The organism is Sphingomonas zeicaulis, from assembly GCF_050433225.1.
In the GTDB taxonomy this organism is placed as follows: Bacteria; Pseudomonadota; Alphaproteobacteria; order Sphingomonadales; family Sphingomonadaceae; genus Sphingomonas_D; species Sphingomonas_D zeicaulis.
Map to the genome: position 1 here is coordinate 1 of NZ_JBNPXQ010000020.1, position 17,096 is coordinate 17,096.

The following is a 17,096-nucleotide window of genomic DNA, read 5'->3' on the forward strand; positions in this document are numbered from 1 at the left end:
AAGCAGTCGGGCATCGGCCGCGAAACCCACAAGATGATGCTCGATCATTATCAGCAGACCAAGAACCTGCTGGTCAGCTATAGCCCGAAGGCGCTCGGCTTCTTCTGAGACCATGTTGCACAACGGCGGCGCATCGGCGGACACTCCCCCTCTCTCTCCCCGGTCTGCCGTCGATCGGCGGGCGTCCTTCCATTGGGACGTCCGCCGTTCCCGATTCCGGCAATGCACCGCACCACCGGCGATGCCGAGGCTGACGGCGGCACGCACCGGTGCTAGACCGACCGATATAAAAAGAATGTCGGGAGAGAGTTTGATGGGTGCCCTGCCAAGCGAGATGATCCGCGACAGCCAGGTGTTGTTCGCATCGTCGCACGAGAGCGATCCTTACGCGGCGCTTGCCGAGATCAGTGACCAGATCGGCGATGTGCGGCTGGCGGGCGCGATCATCTTCTGTTCGCACCGTTATGATCGCGACGCGTTGGCACGCGCGATCAACCGCGTCACCGAGGGTGTGCGGGTGATCGGCTGCACCAGTTCGGGCGAGATGACCTCGACCGGCTATGACCAGGACAGCATCGCCTTCGTCGGCTTCCCGGCGGACTGCTTCCACATGGCCGCGCACTGTTTCGACGAGTTGGACGCCTTCGACACGCGGGCGGGATCGGCAACGATCCGCGATCTTGCCGCGCGCGCCGAAATCGGCTCACGCGTGCTGGGCGGCCGCGTCCATCACGCCGCGCTGTTCCTCGTCGACGGCCTCTCGCATCGCGAGGAATTGCTGACGATGACGGTGCAGGATGCGCTGGGTGATATCCCGCTGATCGGCGGCTCCTCGGGTGACGGCATGCAGTTCGACGAGACCGGCATCTTCCACGGCGGCCGCTTCCACGGCGATGCCGCCGTCGTCGCCATCCTATCGTCGACCAAGAAGATGCACGTCTTCCGCTCGCAGCATTATGTGCCGGGCGATCGCAAGATGGTCGTCACCGGGGCGATCCCGGCGGACCGGGTGGTGACCGAGCTCAATGCCGAGCCCGCGGCCGCCGAATATCTGCGCCTCGTCGGCAACCCCGGCCAGGCTCTCGATGAATCCTTCTTTGCGGCGCATCCGCCGATGGTGCGCGCCGGCGGCGAATATTATGTCCGTTCGATCCAGAGCGTAAACGCGGATGGCAGCCTGACCTTCTATTGCGCGATCGACGAGGGCATCGTGCTCACTATCGGCGAACCGGTCGATCGCCTCGCCGGCATCAGCGCCCTGCTCGACGAGATCACCGACAAGGTCGGCGCGATCGACCATGTCATCGCGTTCGATTGCGTGCTCAACCGCATCGATGCCGAACGCCGCCAGATCGCCCGCGCGGTCTCCCAGCTCTACGCGCGCAACCATGTCGTCGGGTTCAACACCTATGGCGAGCAATATCATGCCGCCCATGTCAACCAGACGTTCAGCGGCCTCGCGATCGGCCAGTGATGATGGCGGCCGGATGAACATCGCGACCCAACCGGTCCTCCCCTCGCCCGCCGCCGGTGCCGGCGACGATGAGGTCGCGCGGCTGCACGCGCGGATCGCCAAGCTCGAGAAGATCAACGCCGCGCTGATGGACCGGGTCGAGCGGTCGAGCGACATGCAGGGCAGCGCCTTCAGCATGTTCGAAACCGCGATCGCGCTGGAAACGATGGTGCGCGATCGCACCCAGGCGCTCGAGGATGCGATGGCGCTGCTCGCGACCGCCAATGCCGAGCTCGCCGAGGCCAATGTCGTCGCCGACGCCGCGCGGCTGCGGCTGCGCGACGCGATCCAGTCGATCAGCGAGGGGTTCGCGCTGTTCGATGCCGACGACCGGCTGGTGCTCTATAACGAGGCCTATCTGGGGTTCTGGCCCGAGGTCGCCGATCTCGTCGAGCGGGCGCCGCGCTTCCATGAGATCGTCCGCGTCATCGCCGATCGTGGGCTGACCGTGGGCGCACGCGTCGCGCCCGATCGCTGGGTGTCGGACCGGCTGGCCCGCCACAGCATCGCCGCCGGCGGCCATGTCCAGGCGCTGGCCGATGGTCGCTGGGTGCAGATCAACGAGCTGCGCACCAGCGAGGGCGGCATCGTCGGCATCTATACCGACATCACCGAGGCCAAGGCGGAGGATGCGCGCGAACGGGCGCGCGAACTCGGTGAGAAGAGCGTCATCCTGCAGACCACGCTCGATACCATTCCGCAGGGCGTCTGCGTGTTCGATCGCGAACGCCGGCTGGTCGCATGGAATGGCCCGCTGCTCGCGGTGATCGGGCTGCCCGCGGACGGCATCGGGCTGATCCAGACGCACGCCGGGCTGGTCGAAACCTGCACGCGCCACAACGGCCGGATGGACGATCATCGCCCGCTCGACTGGCTCTCCCCCGGCGCGCCGGACGCGATCGCGCGGCGCCACCACGCCAATGGCCGGGTGATCGACGTGCGCCGCGCGCTGATGCCCGATGGCGGCATGGTGATGAGCTTTACCGACATCACCGAGGCGCTGCGCTCCGCCGAGGCGCTCGAACGCCGCGTCGCCGAGCGCACCGCGCAGATGGAAGAGGCGAAGATTGCGGCGGAACATGCCAACCTTTCCAAGACGCGCTTCCTTGCCGCCGCCAGCCATGATCTGCTCCAGCCGCTCAACGCCGCGCGGCTGTTCATCGCTGCTCTCGCCGACCGCAAGCTGGCGCTGCCCACCCGCGCGCTCGTCAACCAGACCTCGACCGCGCTGGATTCGGTCGAGGATCTGCTGGAGGCCCTGCTCGAAATCTCCCGGCTCGATGCCGGCGCGATCCAGCCCGAATTCGCGGATTTCTGCCTGGCGGGGCTGCTCGATACGCTGCGCATCGAATTTGCCCCCCTCGCCTCCGCCGCCGGGCTCGACCTGCGGATCGAGGCGAGCGGACAATGGGTACGCAGCGATGTGCGGCTGGTGCGCCGGATCCTGCAGAATTTCCTGTCGAACGCGATCCGCTACACGCCCAGGGGCGAGGTGCGGGTGCGCTGCACCTCCGGCGCGGATGGCGTCCGGGTCTCGATCGACGATACCGGCCCCGGCATCCCACTGGAAAAGCAGTCGGAGATCTTCGAGGAATTCCGCCGGCTCGACAGCAGCCGCCGCACCCCCGGCAAGGGGCTCGGCCTCGCCATCGTCCGCCGCGCCAGCGACATGCTGCGCCACCCGATCGCGCTACGGTCGGCACCCGGCGAAGGCAGCAGCTTCTCGATCCTGCTGCCCGCTGGCGAGGCGCTGAGCGACGCTGCCGTCGCCATCAGCCCGGCGATGCGGACCCGCTCGATGCGCGATCTGCGCGTGCTCGTGGTCGACAATGAGGAACAGATCCAGCGCGGCATGCAGGTGCTGCTCGGCGACTGGGGCTGCGCGGTCGGCGTGGCGAAGACCGTGGCCGAAGCAGTGCAGAGCGCGGCAGCGGTGACACCCGACATCATCATCGCGGATTTCCACCTCGACGATGGCGAAACCGGCGACGACGCCGTCCAGCGCGTCCGCCAGACCGTGGGCCGCGATATTCCCGCGATCATCATCTCCGCCGACCGCAGCAGCGAGCTCAAGGCCCGCCTCGACGGCCAGAACATGCCGCTCCTCGGCAAACCGGTAAAACCCGCCCAACTCCGCGCGCTGCTGCGGACGGTGCTGGGCTGAGCCCCCTCTCCCTCACGTAAACGGGAGGGGAGAAAAGGTCGAACCGGAGATCGAAGTCAAAGTGCGCTTTCATTACGACTGAAGGACGATGAGAACCGCACCGGATCAGCATATCGACCCGAAACTCCGCATTTCGGCGATCAGAGCGAACCGATGATCTCGATCTTCACTGTAACCTTTGTCACCTTCGCCCCTACAAACGCGCATCAATCCGCGAACATTTTAAAAAGCATATTATGGCAAATTTCGTCATCCGGGCTTGATCCGGAATCCCGCTTATTCTTCCTCTTTGTGCATCCCACAAAAGCGGGATCCCGGATCAAGTCCGGGATGACGAAAGGGAGAGCCGGCTTTCCCGGCCCTCAATGCTCCGTCGAGCCGAACCGTACCCGGTTGGCCATGATCACCGCCTGCGTCCGGCTGAAGACGCTCAGCTTTTGAAGGATGGCGGAGACATGCGCCTTCACCGTCGTCATCGACACGCCCAGATCATGCGCGATCTGCTTGTTGAGGCGGCCGTGGACGAGGTGGTTCAGCACGATCTTCTGCTGCGGCGTCAGGCTGTCGATGCGCGCGCGGATCTCGCCGTCCTGGCGCAGCGATTCATCGTCCGGTCCAAGCAGTTCGGGCAGGTAGATCTCGCCCGAGATGATCCGATGGAGCGCTTCGACGATCGCCGATCGTTTCATCGACTTGGGGATGAAGCCCGCTGCCCCCTCCCCCAAGGCTTCCTGCACGACATGCCGGTCGAACTCGCCGGAAACCATGACGATAGGCAGGCTGGGGAAGTCGCGGCGCAGCCGCCGGAGGCCGTCCAGCCGGTTGACGTCGGGGATGTTGAGGTCGAGCAGCACCAGGTCGAAGCTGCCGCCGCGGTCGAGCGTCGCGGTGGCTTCCTCGAGGCTTGCCGCCTCGAGGATCTCGCACTGGTCGAAGCTGACGGCGATCACGCTTCTCAGGCCGTCGCGCACGAGCGGATGATCGTCGACGATGAGGATGCGGTCCATCGAGGCTTCGTCGGCTATCATCATGTCCCGCCGCACAGCAACCTGCCCCATCGTCTCAGAGATCGGCCGGCGCGGCAAGGGGACCGCGCCGGTTGTCCGGATCATCATGACTTGGGCAGCTTGAACACCCAGAGCGAACCGCCCTGGTTGATGTCCTTGAAGGTCTTGGCGACCTCTCCGCCCCACAGCGGCACCGCGCCGCCCCAGCCGGACATGACGGCGACATATTGCTCGCCATCCTGTTCCCACGTCACCGGCGATCCGACCACGCCCGACCCGGTCTGGAACTTCCACAATTCCTTGCCGGTCTTCGCGTCGAACGCCTTGAGATAGCCTTCCGGCGTGCCGGTGAAGACGAGGTTGCCCGCGGTGGTCAGCACCCCGCCCCACAGCGGGGCCTTATTCTTGTATTCCCACACGATCTTGCCGGTCTTCGGGTCCATCGCCCGCAGCGCGCCGATATGATCCTCGGCGATCGGCTTGATCGTGAAGCCGGCGCCCAAATAGGCGGCGCCCTTCTTGTAGGCGATCGGCTCGTTCCAGATGTCCATCCCCCAGTCGTTCGAGGGGATGTAGAACAGCCCGGTCGACTGGCTGTAGGCCATCGGCATCCAGTTCTTGCCGCCGAGGAAGCTCGGCGAAGCGAACACCGTTGTGCCCTTTTCCGCGCTCGGCGGGCCGGGGCGGTTGGCGTCGATGTAGATCGGCCGCCCCTTCTTGTCGAAGCCGCTCGCCCAGGTGGTCTGCATCACGAAGCGGTGCGCGCCCAGGAACTTGCCGTTGGTCCGGTCGAGGATGAAGAAATAGCCGTTGCGATCCGCCTTCGCGCCGAGCTTCATCGGTTTGCCGTCGATCGTCGCGTCGAAGGGGATGAACTCGTTCACACCGTCGAAATCCCAGCCGTCATGCGGTGTCGTCTGGAAGCTCCACTTGATCGCGCCAGTGTCGGGATCGATCGCCAGCGTCGACGCGGTGTAGAGATTGTCGCCCTTGCGCAGATGGCTGTTCCACGGCGCCGGGTTGCCGGTGCCGAAGAACAGCAGGTTGGTCTCGGGATCATAGGTGCCGCCAAGCCAGGTCGCGCCGCCGCCGGTCTTCCAGGTGTCGCCCGGCCAGCTCGCATTGGTCTTGCCGGTGATGCCATTATCCTTGCCGCGCAAGGTGCCCATATGGCCTTCGATCACCGGCCGGTGCCAGATCAGCTCGCCGGTGTTCACGTCGCGCGCCTCGACCGCGCCGACCACGCCGAACTCGCCGCCCGAATTGCCGGTGATCACCATGCCCTTGACGATGATCGGCGCCGCCGTCGCCGAATAGCCGGCCTGATAATCCGCGATCTGCTTGTTCCAGACGACCTTGCCGGTGATCCGGTTCAGCGCGACCAGCCGCGCGTCGAGCGTCGCGAAGATGATCTTGTCGCCATAGATGGCGGCGCCGCGGTTGACGACGTCGCAGCACGGCATGATCCCGTCCGGCAGGCGTGCATCATATTGCCACTTCTCCTCGCCGGTGCGCGCATCGAAGGCGAAGACGCGGGAATAGCTGCCGGTGACGTAGATCGTTCCGTCATAGACGATCGGCTGCGCCTCCTGCCCGCGCTGCTTCTCGCCGCCCAGCGACGAGGAGAAGACCGGCACCAGCTTCGCGACATTCTCGGAGCTGAGCGTCTGCAGCGGGCTGAAACGTTGCGCCTGCGGACCCATGCCATAGGTCAGCACATCGCCGGTCGACGTCGCGTCGGCCATCAGCTCCGCATCGCTCGGGCCGTTCGCCGCCGCGGGTGCTGCAAGCGCAATCGCCACCGCGGCGGCACCGGCCAGCGCGTGTCTCAAACCTGCCTTCATCTCCATCCTCCCTGGTGCCGGAGCGGGCCGGTGGCCCGTGCCGGTCATTCTGCCAACTTTCACACGGAGACCTTATGCAAATGACGCCCCCGCCCGATATTGGTCCTTGGGTCGGCCCTTCAGCCCGCCAGCGCCGGCACATAAGCGACATGATGGCGCGCGAAGATCGCGGCCAGATCGCCCGCCGCGGCCAGCGCCGCCATCTGCTCCTCGATCGCGTCGGCCAGCGAGCGGCTGTTCTCCTTTACCGCCATGCCGACGTCCCATCCCGGGGAGGTCAGCAGCGGGACCGGCCCCTTGCGTCGCGCGACATGCGGCGCAGGGCCGCTGCCAAGTACCGTCTCGATCTGCGCGCTGGAGGCGAGCACGACATCCGCCTTGCGGTCGATGACGGCGGAGACCGCCTCGCACCCGGTCGCGAAATGGACGACGCTGTTGGCCAACTGCCCGCCGAACGATCCGAGGAAGTAGAAATCCGGGATCGAATCCAGCTCGGCCGCCAGCCTCTTGCCCTTGTAGCTGACCGGCGGCGCCTCGCAGTCGACCGCATCGCGGTCGCAGGCCAGCGCGAACCGCTCCCGGTAATAGGGACAGAAGATCGCGACCTGGTCGTTGCGCGCGGCGAAGGTGCGGTCGAACGGCACGTGCATCATCACATCCGCCGCGGTGAAGCCCAGCAGGCCACCGCGCCACACCGCGTTGCGCAGATCGTCGTCGACGCTCTCGTCCGCGGCCAGCCCGGCGATGTCAGCGCGCACGCCCAGCCTCGCCGCGAGCGCTTGCGCGATCTCGACATCGATGCCGACGAGCCTGCCGCCCTCCATCCACGACCAGGGCCTATTGTCGAGATAGGCGGCGACGCGCAGCACGCCGAGCTGCCTGACCTTGGCCAGCGGCGCGGCGTGCGCGGGGGCGCCGGGCGCCGATCCGACGAGGCTGGCCCCGAGGCCCGCGAGCAGCGAGCGCCGGCTCAGCATCGCCCTATTCCTCGTGCTTGGTTTCGAGCCAGGCGCGGATCGCCCATCCGGCCTTCTGGCCCAGCGCGTCGCCGAACGGCGGCATATAGACCTTGCCGTCATGCGACGATCCATGGCGGAAGCGCTCGACATACCACTGGTCGCCGGACTCGCCGAGTTCCAGGTAGCGCAGGTCCGGCGCGATGCCGCCCGAAACCGCGCCGAGGCCATGGCAGCGCGCGCAATTCTGGTTGTAGGCGGAGGCTCCGACCTCGATTGCCTTGGCGTTGCCGGTATAGGGGTTCTTGCTGAGCCAGTCCGCGCCGATCTCCGGCAGCATGCTGGTGTCGACCGGTTGCGGGGTGACGTCGCCATGCGCGAGCAATGCCGACGACACCGACAATCCGGCGAGCGTTAAGGCGCCGACCAGCGCGATCCGTCCGTAAATCCTCATCCCGACCTCTTTGCTTTGCGCCCGAGCTGATCCGGGCGGGGGATCCCGATGGCGCAAATGCTAGGTCAGCCGGGACGGCGGCCCCATTGGTCTTTGGTACAATCTCCTCGCCAGCCGCCGGAGGATAGTATCAGGCCATGAAGAGGATGATGATGGCCGCGCTGCTCGCCAGCGCCTCCGCCTGCCTGCCGTTCGCCGCCGCACAGGCCGAGACGCTCTATGTCTCGAACGAGCGCGGCAACAGCGTGACCGTGATCGACGCGGCGACGATGGCGGTGACCGCGACCTGGCCGGTCGGCGGCCGCCCCCGCGGCATCACCCTCTCGAAGGACGGCCGCTTCATCTATCTCTGCGCAAGCGCCGACCACAGCGTTCAGATGATCGATCGCGCCACCGGCAAGCTCGTCGCCGAGCTGCCTGCGGGGCAGGATCCCGAGCAATTCCGCCTCTCGCGCGACGGCGCCACCTTGTTCGCCGCGAATGAGGATGATGCCGCGGTGACCGCGATCGATCTCGCCACCCGCAGCGTCGCCTTCCAGGTCTCGGTCGGCAAGGAGCCCGAGGGCGTCGACCAGAGCCCGGACGGCAAATGGCTGGTCGTCACCTCCGAGGAGGACAATGTCGTCAACTGGATCGATCTCGCGACCCGGCAGATGGTCGACGCCACCGAGACCGGCCAACGCCCCCGCCATGTCGAGTTCACCGCCGACGGACGCGAGCTATGGGTCGCCGCCGAGATCGGCGGCACGGTCGAGCTGATCGACGTCGCGAGCCGCAAGCCGGTGACGTCGATCGGCTTTTCCATTCCCGGCGTCGCCGACTACAAGATGCTTCCATGCGGCATCCGCTTCACGCCCGATGGCAGGACCGCGGTGGTCGCGCTGGGGCGCGCCGACCATATCGCGCTGATCGACGTCGCGACGCGCAAGGTCAGGGCCTATGTCCCTGTCGGCAAGCGTGTGTGGCACCTCACAATCAGCGCGGACGGGCGGCGTGCCTATACCGCCAACGGCCTTTCCGACACCGTGTCGATCGTCGATCTGGCCACCGCCCGGGTGGTGGGCACCATCGCCGCCGGCGAAGGCCCCTGGGGCCTGGTGGTGGCACCATGACGCCGCTGATCAGTGGACCCTGCTGGAGCGGTGCTGCCGTCCGAAGGAACGAGAACCAAAGTCCAATATCGACCGCGCGTCCCCGATCCCATGCTCCCAGTGCCCGAAACAGGGCGCATAATGGGAGGATGCAATGGGAAGAACCCTGCTACTTGCGGGAACGGTGGCGGCTGCCATGACGGGCCTGGCGACACCGGCGTCTGCGGGCACGACCGCCGATCTCTTGAAGCGGCTGCACGAGAAAGGCATCCTCACCGACGAGGAGTATCAGGCGCTGCTGGTGCAGGAAGAGGCCGAAGCAACCGCCGCGCCGACGAGCGTCGCGCCACGGCAGCCGGCGATGCAGTCCGCGCAGGGTGCGCTCGACGACAAAAGACTGGTGCGGATGACCGAAAGCGGCATCGGCATGGAGGTTGGCGGCGTCGCCATCAAGTTCTCGGGCTCGGTCAACGGCTTCTACACGCATGACAATGGCGATACGCCGGGGCCGACGAAGCTCGTCACCGGCGGTGTCGCACCGGTGGGGGAGAACAGTTCGGCCATTCGCAACGGGCTGTTGCCGGGCTTCTTCAAGATCGACGTCACCACCAACCAGGCCGGCTGGGATGTCGGTGCCCATTTCGGCATGTATCCCGGCATCAACAGCGTCAGCTATGCCGGCGGCGGCGCCAACAGCCCGGGCAATCCTCGTGCGCTGCAGACCGCGGGCATCGATTTCCGCCAGACCTACCTCACCTTCGGCAAGCCGACGCTCGGCGAATTCAAGATCGGCCGCGACATCGGCCTGTTCGGATCGGAAGGCATCCTCAATGACATCACCTTGCTGTCGGTCGGCACCACCGGCGGCAATGTCGCGCCGTCCAACACCTCGCTCGGCCGGATCGGCATCGGCTATATCTACACCGACTTCCAGCCGCAGATTACCTACAGCTCGCCCAAGCTCGGCGGCTTCCAGCTCAGCGCCGGCATCTTCGAGCCGTTGAGCTCGCTGACCGGCCCTGCGGAGAACAACAAGTCGCCCGGCTTCCAGGCCAAGCTTACCTATGACGGCACCTGGGGCGATCTGACCGCGCGGTTGTGGCTCTCGGGCATCACCCAGAAGCACAACGCACTGCTCGCCGGCGCATCCTATACCGGCAGCGGCTTCGATACCGGCGCCAAGCTGACCTATGGCCCGCTGACGGTCACCGGCTATTATTACCGGGCCTCGGGCCTCGGCACGACCGCGCTCAACCTGTTCGACAGCGACGGCGCCGGCGACGCGCGCGACAGCGAGGGCTTCTACCTCCAGGCGCTCGCCACTTTCGGCAAGGTGTCGGTCGGCGGCAGCTACGGCCAGAGCACGCTGGACTATGCAAACCTGGCCGACGCGCTCGCCAACCCGACCCTGGTCGACAAGAACAGCAGCTATGTGGGGCAATTGCGCTACGGCCTCACGAGCTGGGTGACGCTGATCGGCGAATATATCCATACCCAGTCCGAGGCGCATAATGGCAACCAGGCCGAGGGCGACACGCTTGCCGCTGGCGCAATCCTCTTCTTCTGACAACCCGTCCACAATGGGGAGGCGGGGCCCGGCGGGTGCCGCTTCCCGTCTGACGAAAGAGCGTTGATGTCCCCAGCCCTGCCACGTCCGATCCCGTTCCGGCTTGCGCCGTCGCTGCCGGCGCTGGCGCTGGCGCTGCTGGCGCTGCCCAGCCCGGCTGCGGCGGAAGGGGCGCCGGACGAAGGCGATCCGATCGTCGTGACGGGCGAAGGCCTGCCGCTGCCACCGGGAACGCCCGCCTATGGCGCGGTGACGATCGACCGTGACCGGCTGACCGACAGCGCCGCGGGCCGCATCGAGGATATCCTGGCCGACGTCGCCGGCTTCCAGCAGTTCCGCCGATCGGACAGCCGCTCGGCCAATCCATCGGCGCAGGGCGCGACCTTGCGGGCCTTGGGCGGTAATGCCTCCAGCCGCACCCTCCTGCTGCTCGACGGGGTGCCGCAGGCGGATCCCTTCTTCGGCTATATCCCCTACAGCGCGCTCGCCCCCGAGCGGCTCGCCGAAGCGCGCATCACCCGGGGCGGCGGTACCGGCGCATTCGGGGCAGGCGCGGTCGCCGGCACGATCGAACTCGCCAGCGCCGGTCGCGCGCAACTGCCGAGGGTGGCGGCGAGCGCCTTTTACGGCAGCCAGGATGCGACTGAACTCTCCGCTGCCATCACCCCGGATCTCGGCGAGGGCTTCGTGACGCTCTCCGGCCGGTGGGACCGTGGCGACGGCTTCCATACCACGCCGCGCGACCAGCGCGTCGCGGCCACCGCCCGCGCGCGCTATGAAAGCTGGTCGGCGGGGCTGCGCGCGGTCGCGCCGATCGCGCCGGACCTTGAAGTCCAGTTCCGCGGGCTCCTGTTCAGCGATGACCGCACGTTGCGCTTCGCAGGTGCGGACAGCCATTCGGAAGGGCAGGACGCCAGCATCCGGCTGGTGTCGCGGGGGCGCTGGCAGGTCGATCTGCTCGCCTATGTGCAGGCGCGCAACTTCTCCAACGTCGTGATCAGCGCCACCAGCTTCCGCAAGACGTTGGACCAGCGCAACACGCCCTCGACCGGCTATGGCGGTAAGATCGAGCTGCGCCCGCCGGTTGGCGGCGCGCATCTGCTGCGCATCGGTGCGGACGCGCGGCTGGCCGATGGCGAGATGTTCGAGGACGGGTTCACTACCGGCGCCGTCACGGTCCGTCGCAACGCCGGTGGCGAGCAGGCGACCTTCGGCCTGTTCGTCGAAGATGACTGGACGATCGGCCGCCTCACGCTGACTGGCGGCGCGCGGCTCGATCACTGGTCGATCGACGGTGGTTTCCTGACCGAGCGCAATGCCGTCGGCATGGTCACCAACGATCGGCAATTCGCCGATCGTGACGGCTGGCGCCCCAGCTTCCGCGCGGGCGGATTGCTGAAGCTGTCGAGCGCGATCGCGCTGCGCGGTGCGGGCTATACTGGCTTCCGCCTGCCGACGCTCAACGAACTCTATCGTCCCTTCACCGTGTTCCCGGTGACGACGCGGGCCAATGCCGCGCTGGGGCTTGAGCGATTGAAGGGCGTCGAAGCGGGCGTAGATCTCATGCCTGCCCCCGGCGTCACGCTCGCTGCGACCGCTTTCTACAACCGGCTGGAAGGCGCGATCGCCAATGTGACGATCGGAACCAGCCTGCGGGAACGGCAGAATGTGGATGCGGTGACCGCGAAGGGCGTCGAGCTTTCGGGCAGCCTGCGGCTCGGGCAGGTCTTCGCACTGGCGAGCTACGCCTACGGCCACAGCCGGGTGGATGCGCCGGGCGAAGCGTTTGACGGGCTGATCCCGGCGCAGACCCCGAGCCATGCGGCGAGCGCGACGCTCGGCTGGCGCCCCGCCCCCGGTTGGAACCTGTCGGGAACGCTGCGCTATGTCGGCCGCCAGTTCGAGGATGATCGCGAGACCGATGCGCTGAAGGATGCGCTGACCGTCGATGCGGTCGCGCGCGTGCCGCTCGGCAAGGGCGCTTTCCTTGTCGGCCGCGCGGAGAACCTCTTCGATACCGCCGTCGTCACCCGCAATGTTGCCGGATCGATCGATCTCGGCACCCCGCGCACGCTTTGGATCGGGATCAAGCTCGAACGATAAAGGGGGAGAAAGATGAACGACGACAGCTATCCGGTGCCGGCCTTGTGGGCGACGGCCGCCCGCGTGAATGCGGCCGGCTATGCCGAGCTCCATGCCCGCTCACTTGGCGATCCGGACGGGTTCTGGCTGGAGAAGGCGGGCCGGCTGGACTGGATCACGGCGCCGACCGTGGCCGGCGACTGGTCCTTCGCCGAGGATGATTTCCACATCTGTTGGTTCGCCGATGGCGTCCTCAACGTCTCGGTAAATTGCATCGACCGACATCTCGCGACCCGCGCCGAACAGACTGCGATCCTCTGGGAGCCGGATGATCCTTCGGCCGAGCCGCGCCGCTATAGCTATGCCCAGCTTCATGCCGAGGTCTGCCGCTTCGCCAATGTGCTGAAGGCGGCCGGCGCGAAGAAGGGCGATCGCATCACCATCTATCTGCCGATGATCCCCGAGGCGGCGTTCGCACTGCTCGCCTGCGCGCGGATCGGCGCCGTCCATTCGGTGGTGTTCGGCGGCTTCTCGCCCGAGGCGCTGGCCGGCCGCATCACCGACTGCGACAGCAACATCGTGGTGACGAGCGACTGCGGTCGCCGCGGCGGCAAGCAGGTGCCGCTCAAGGCCAATGTCGACGCGGCGCTCCATCACTGCACCAGCGTTCAGTCGGTCGTGGTGATCAAGGCGACCGGCACCGAGGTGCCGATGACCGAAGGCCGCGACATCTGGTATCATGAGGCGGCCGAAACCGTCCCGGCCGAGTGCGCGCCGGAACCGATGAAGGCGGAGGATCCGCTGTTCATCCTCTACACCTCCGGCTCCACCGGCAAGCCCAAGGGCGTGCTCCACACCACCGGCGGCTATCTGCTGTGGGCGAGCTACACCCACGAACTCTGCTTCGACTATCGCGCCGGTGACATCTGGTGGTGCGCCGCCGATATCGGCTGGGTCACCGGCCACACCTATATCGTCTATGGCCCCCTCGCCAACGGCGGGACGACCCTGATGTATGAGGGCGTGCCCAATTGGCCGACGCCCTCGCGGATCTGGGAGGTGTGCGACCGCCATCAGGTCCATACGGTCTTCACCGCCCCCACCGCGCTGCGCGCGCTGATGAAGGAGGGCGATGAATTCGTTTCAAAGACGAGCCGCAAGTCGTTGAAACTGCTCGGTACTGTTGGTGAACCGATCAACCCCGAGGCCTGGCGCTGGTATCATGAGGTCGTCGGCGAAGGTCGCTGCCCGATCATCGACACCTGGTGGCAGACCGAGACCGGCGGCGCGATGATCGCGCCGATGCCGGGCGCGACCGACCTCAAGCCGGGCTCGGCGACCAAGCCGATGCCCGCGGTCGATCCCCAGATCGTCGATGCCGAAGGCAAGGTGCTGGAGGGGGCCGCCGAGGGCAATCTCGTCATCGCCGGATCCTGGCCCGGCCAGATGCGCACCGTCTGGGGCGATCATGCGCGCTTCTTCCAGACCTATTTCACCACCTATCGCGGCAAATACACCACCGGAGACGGCGCCCGCCGCGATGCCGACGGCTATTACTGGATCACCGGCCGCGTCGACGATGTCATCAACGTCTCGGGCCATCGCATGGGCACCGCCGAGGTGGAAAGCGCGCTGGTGCTCCACGCCAAGGTCGCCGAGGCCGCCGTCGTCGGCATGCCGCATGACCTCAAGGGCCAGGGCATCTACGCCTATGTGACGCTGAACGCGGGCGAAGAAGCATCGGACGCGCTGCGGCAGGATCTGGTGAAGTGGGTCCGCATGGAAATCGGCCCGATCGCCACGCCCGACGCGATCCAGTTCGCCCCCGCCCTCCCCAAGACCCGCTCGGGCAAGATCATGCGCCGCATCCTGCGCAAGATCGCCGAGGGCGAGGTTTCGGCCCAGGCCCTGGGCGACACGTCGACACTCGCCGATCCGTCGGTCGTCGACCATCTCGTCGCCCACCGGGTCGCACAGGCGGCCTGAGTCCGGAGGCCGCTGCCGACGCCACCACGGCAGCGGCCTCCCACTTCCCTAAGCCTCTCGTCCCAAAGTCCAATGGGCGCCGCCCCTCACGGCCAATAGGCCGAAGGAAAGACGATAAGAGGGAGTGGATCATGCGCGGGGACCTGCGATCGGCGGCGCGTCTGGCCTGGGCACTGATGCTGGTGCCGGCGGCGGCGCAGGCGGAGGATCCCGAGAGTGCCCCGATCATCGTCACCGCCCCGGGTGGCGCGATCGACCTCGACGACGCGCTGACGATCGACGGCACCGACATCGACCGCACCGGCACGCACGACCTGCTCGGCACATTGGTGCGGATGAATGCCGGCATCAGCCTGCAGGATGCGCAGAACAATCCCTGGTCCCCCAACCTCGTCTATCGCGGCTTCACCGCCTCGCCGCTGCAGGGGCAGGCGCAGGGCATCACCGTCTACCTGGATGGTGCGCGTTTCAACCAGCCGTTCGGCGATACGGTGGCGTTCGACCTGATCCCCGAAGCGGCGCTCGCCCGCGTCGTCCTGCTCGATGCCAGCCCCGTCTACGGCCTCAATGCGCTGGGCGGCGCGATGGTGCTGACGACCAAGACCGGCCGATCGGACCCCGGTCTGGAGCTCAGCGGCACCGGCGGCCGCTTCGGCTACGCCGAGGGCAGCATCGCCGCGGGCTTCGCCAAGGGACCATGGAGCGGCTTCCTCGCCGCGCAGCAGAGCCATGACGGCGGCTGGCGCGATCACAGCCCGTCGACGCTCTACAGCATTTATGCCGACCTCGGCGTGGACGGCAGCGCGGCCGGGCTCCACGTCAAGCTGATCGGCGCCGATACCGACCTCACCGGCAATGGCGTCGCCCCCGTCGAACTGCTCGCGGCGGATCGGCGGGCGGTGTTCACCTGGCCCGACAACAGCCGCAACCGCTATGGCCGGATCAGCCTTCATCCCTGGGCCGCGCTGGGCGCCGCGACGCGGATCGAAGCCAGCTTCTACGCTCAGCATCTCCGCCAGCGCACGCTCAACGGCGACGCCGCCGATATCGAGGCGTGCGAGGATGAGCCCGGTCTGCTCTGCCTCGAAACCGTCGGCGGTGACGATGATGATGCGGCGGTGCTGACCGATGCGGAGGGCACCACGATCGCCGATGTGCTCGGCGGCGAAGGCTATGGCGTGCTCAACCGCAGCCGCACGCGCACGCGCAGCCACGGCCTGCTCGCCCAGATCGTCGACACGCGCCCGCTCAATGGCGGCGAGAACCATCTCGTCATCGGCTTCAGCATGGACCGGGCCCGCACCCGCTTCGACACCGCGACCGAACTCGGCGGGCTGCAGGAGGATCGCAGCGTCGCCGGGCTCGGCCCGGTGATCGTGCAGGAGGATGCCGCGATCGCGCCCGTCGGTCTGGTCACGCGCACGCGCCACTGGGGGCTCTTCCTGTCCGAACGCCTGCCGCTGACCAGCCGGTTGTCGGCCGAGATCAGGCTGCGCTGGAACCATGCCCGGATCGAGCTCGACGATCGGATCGGCACCGCCCTCGATGGACGGCACCGCTTCCGCCGGCTCAATCCGGGGATCGAGCTCGATTATGATCTTGGCGGCGTCAGATTGCGCGCCGGCTATGCCGAAACCAATCGCGCGCCGACGCCCGCCGAACTCTCCTGCGCGGACGAGACCGCGCCGTGCAGCCTCGCCAATTTCTTCATCGCCGATCCGCCGCTCAGGCAGGTCGTCGCGCGCAACTGGGAGGCCGGCGCGTCGGGTGCGGCGCGGATCGCCGGCGGCCAGCTCGACTGGCTGTTTTCCGCCTATCGAACCGGAACCGACGACGATATCCAGCACATCGCCTCGTCCATCCGCGGCCGCGCCTATTTCCAGAATGTCGGCAAAAGCCGCCGCCAGGGTGTCGAGGCATCGGCGACATGGCGCAGCGGCTGGCTCAGCGCGCGGTTGAGCTACGCCTTCGCCGACGCCACCTTCCGCACCCCGCTGGTGCTGAGCAGTCCCGCGAACCCCGGGGCCGATCCGGAACAAGGCACGATCGCGGTCGCGCGCGGCGATCGCCTGCCCGGCGTGCCGCGCCACAGCGCGGCGCTGTCGATCGACTATGCCGGGCCGCGCTGGTCGGTGGGCGGAGACCTGATCGCGCGCAGCGGCCAGGTGCTGGTTGGCGATGAGGGCAATAAGACGCCGCGTCTCGGCGGCTATGCCGTCGTCAACCTGCGCGGCAGCATCGAGGTCCTGCGTGGCCTCTCGCTGTTCGGCGAACTGCGCAACGCCTTCGATCGCCGCTACGCCACCTTCGGCACCTTCTCCGAGGTCGAAGAGATCGATCTGGAGGAAGCCCCCGGCGCATCCAACCCGCGCGCCTATGGGCCGGGTGCGCCGCGCCGCTGGTATGCGGGGGTGCGCGCGCGGTTTTGAGCC

At 67.2% G+C, this 17,096-nt stretch carries 10 protein-coding genes and 2 pseudogenes; 8 read left to right on the plus strand and 4 right to left on the minus strand.

All coding sequences use genetic code 11. The features are described 5' to 3' along the window. Positions 1 to 313 precede the first annotated feature (313 nt). The 3 genes and pseudogenes from FHS96_RS28990 to FHS96_RS29000 form a co-directional block, all read left to right on the plus strand. Positions 314 to 1,474 carry an FIST N-terminal domain-containing protein gene (locus FHS96_RS28990; protein ID WP_429600237.1) on the plus strand — a complete coding sequence of 387 codons (1,161 nt, stop codon included), beginning with the start codon at positions 314 to 316 and terminating at the stop codon, positions 1,472 to 1,474. 241 nt (positions 1,475 to 1,715) lie between these two features. Next, positions 1,716 to 2,513, plus strand: a pseudogene (locus FHS96_RS28995) (PAS-domain containing protein); the annotation flags it as partial. Positions 2,514 to 2,600: 87 nt separating this feature from the next. Next, a pseudogene (locus tag FHS96_RS29000) lies at positions 2,601 to 3,677 on the plus strand (ATP-binding response regulator); the annotation flags it as partial. Positions 3,678 to 4,039: 362 nt separating this feature from the next. On the opposite strand, the gene FHS96_RS29005 reads toward FHS96_RS29000, so the two are convergent. From FHS96_RS29005 to pedF, 4 genes are all read right to left on the minus strand, one after another. Further along, the gene (locus tag FHS96_RS29005) at positions 4,040 to 4,735 is read right to left on the minus strand and encodes a response regulator (protein ID WP_429600302.1); all 696 of its coding nucleotides are present in this window, start codon (positions 4,733 to 4,735) and stop codon (positions 4,040 to 4,042) included. A gap of 53 nt (positions 4,736 to 4,788) precedes the next feature. Beyond that, positions 4,789 to 6,528 carry a methanol/ethanol family PQQ-dependent dehydrogenase gene (locus FHS96_RS29010; protein ID WP_429600240.1) on the minus strand — a complete coding sequence of 580 codons (1,740 nt, stop codon included), beginning with the start codon at positions 6,526 to 6,528 and terminating at the stop codon, positions 4,789 to 4,791. Between the two features lie 119 nt (positions 6,529 to 6,647). After that, the gene (locus FHS96_RS29015; protein ID WP_429600242.1) at positions 6,648 to 7,505 is read right to left on the minus strand and encodes a substrate-binding periplasmic protein; all 858 of its coding nucleotides are present in this window, start codon (positions 7,503 to 7,505) and stop codon (positions 6,648 to 6,650) included. Between the two features lie 4 nt (positions 7,506 to 7,509). Continuing rightward, positions 7,510 to 7,938, minus strand: a complete 429-nt coding sequence (gene pedF / locus FHS96_RS29020; protein WP_429600245.1) for a cytochrome c-550 PedF — start codon at positions 7,936 to 7,938, stop codon at positions 7,510 to 7,512. 137 nt (positions 7,939 to 8,075) lie between these two features. On the opposite strand from pedF, the gene FHS96_RS29025 reads away from it, so the two are divergent. The 5 genes from FHS96_RS29025 to FHS96_RS29045 all read left to right on the plus strand — a co-directional run bounded on the left by FHS96_RS29025 (position 8,076) and on the right by FHS96_RS29045 (position 17,093). Then, positions 8,076 to 9,050 carry a PQQ-dependent catabolism-associated beta-propeller protein gene (locus FHS96_RS29025; protein WP_429600248.1) on the plus strand — a complete coding sequence of 325 codons (975 nt, stop codon included), beginning with the start codon at positions 8,076 to 8,078 and terminating at the stop codon, positions 9,048 to 9,050. 133 nt (positions 9,051 to 9,183) lie between these two features. Next, on the plus strand, positions 9,184 to 10,596 hold the full coding sequence (locus tag FHS96_RS29030) for a porin (RefSeq protein ID WP_429600251.1): 1,413 nt from the start codon (positions 9,184 to 9,186) through the stop codon (positions 10,594 to 10,596). A gap of 66 nt (positions 10,597 to 10,662) precedes the next feature. Continuing rightward, complete coding sequence (locus FHS96_RS29035) at positions 10,663 to 12,699, plus strand: TonB-dependent receptor plug domain-containing protein (RefSeq protein ID WP_429600254.1); 2,037 nt, start codon at positions 10,663 to 10,665, stop codon at positions 12,697 to 12,699. A gap of 12 nt (positions 12,700 to 12,711) precedes the next feature. Beyond that, a complete protein-coding gene (gene acs, locus FHS96_RS29040; RefSeq protein ID WP_429600257.1) occupies positions 12,712 to 14,664 on the plus strand; it encodes an acetate--CoA ligase in 1,953 nt (650 codons plus the stop codon). A gap of 131 nt (positions 14,665 to 14,795) precedes the next feature. Beyond that, complete coding sequence (locus FHS96_RS29045) at positions 14,796 to 17,093, plus strand: TonB-dependent receptor (protein ID WP_429600260.1); 2,298 nt, start codon at positions 14,796 to 14,798, stop codon at positions 17,091 to 17,093. Positions 17,094 to 17,096: the final 3 nt, after the last annotated feature.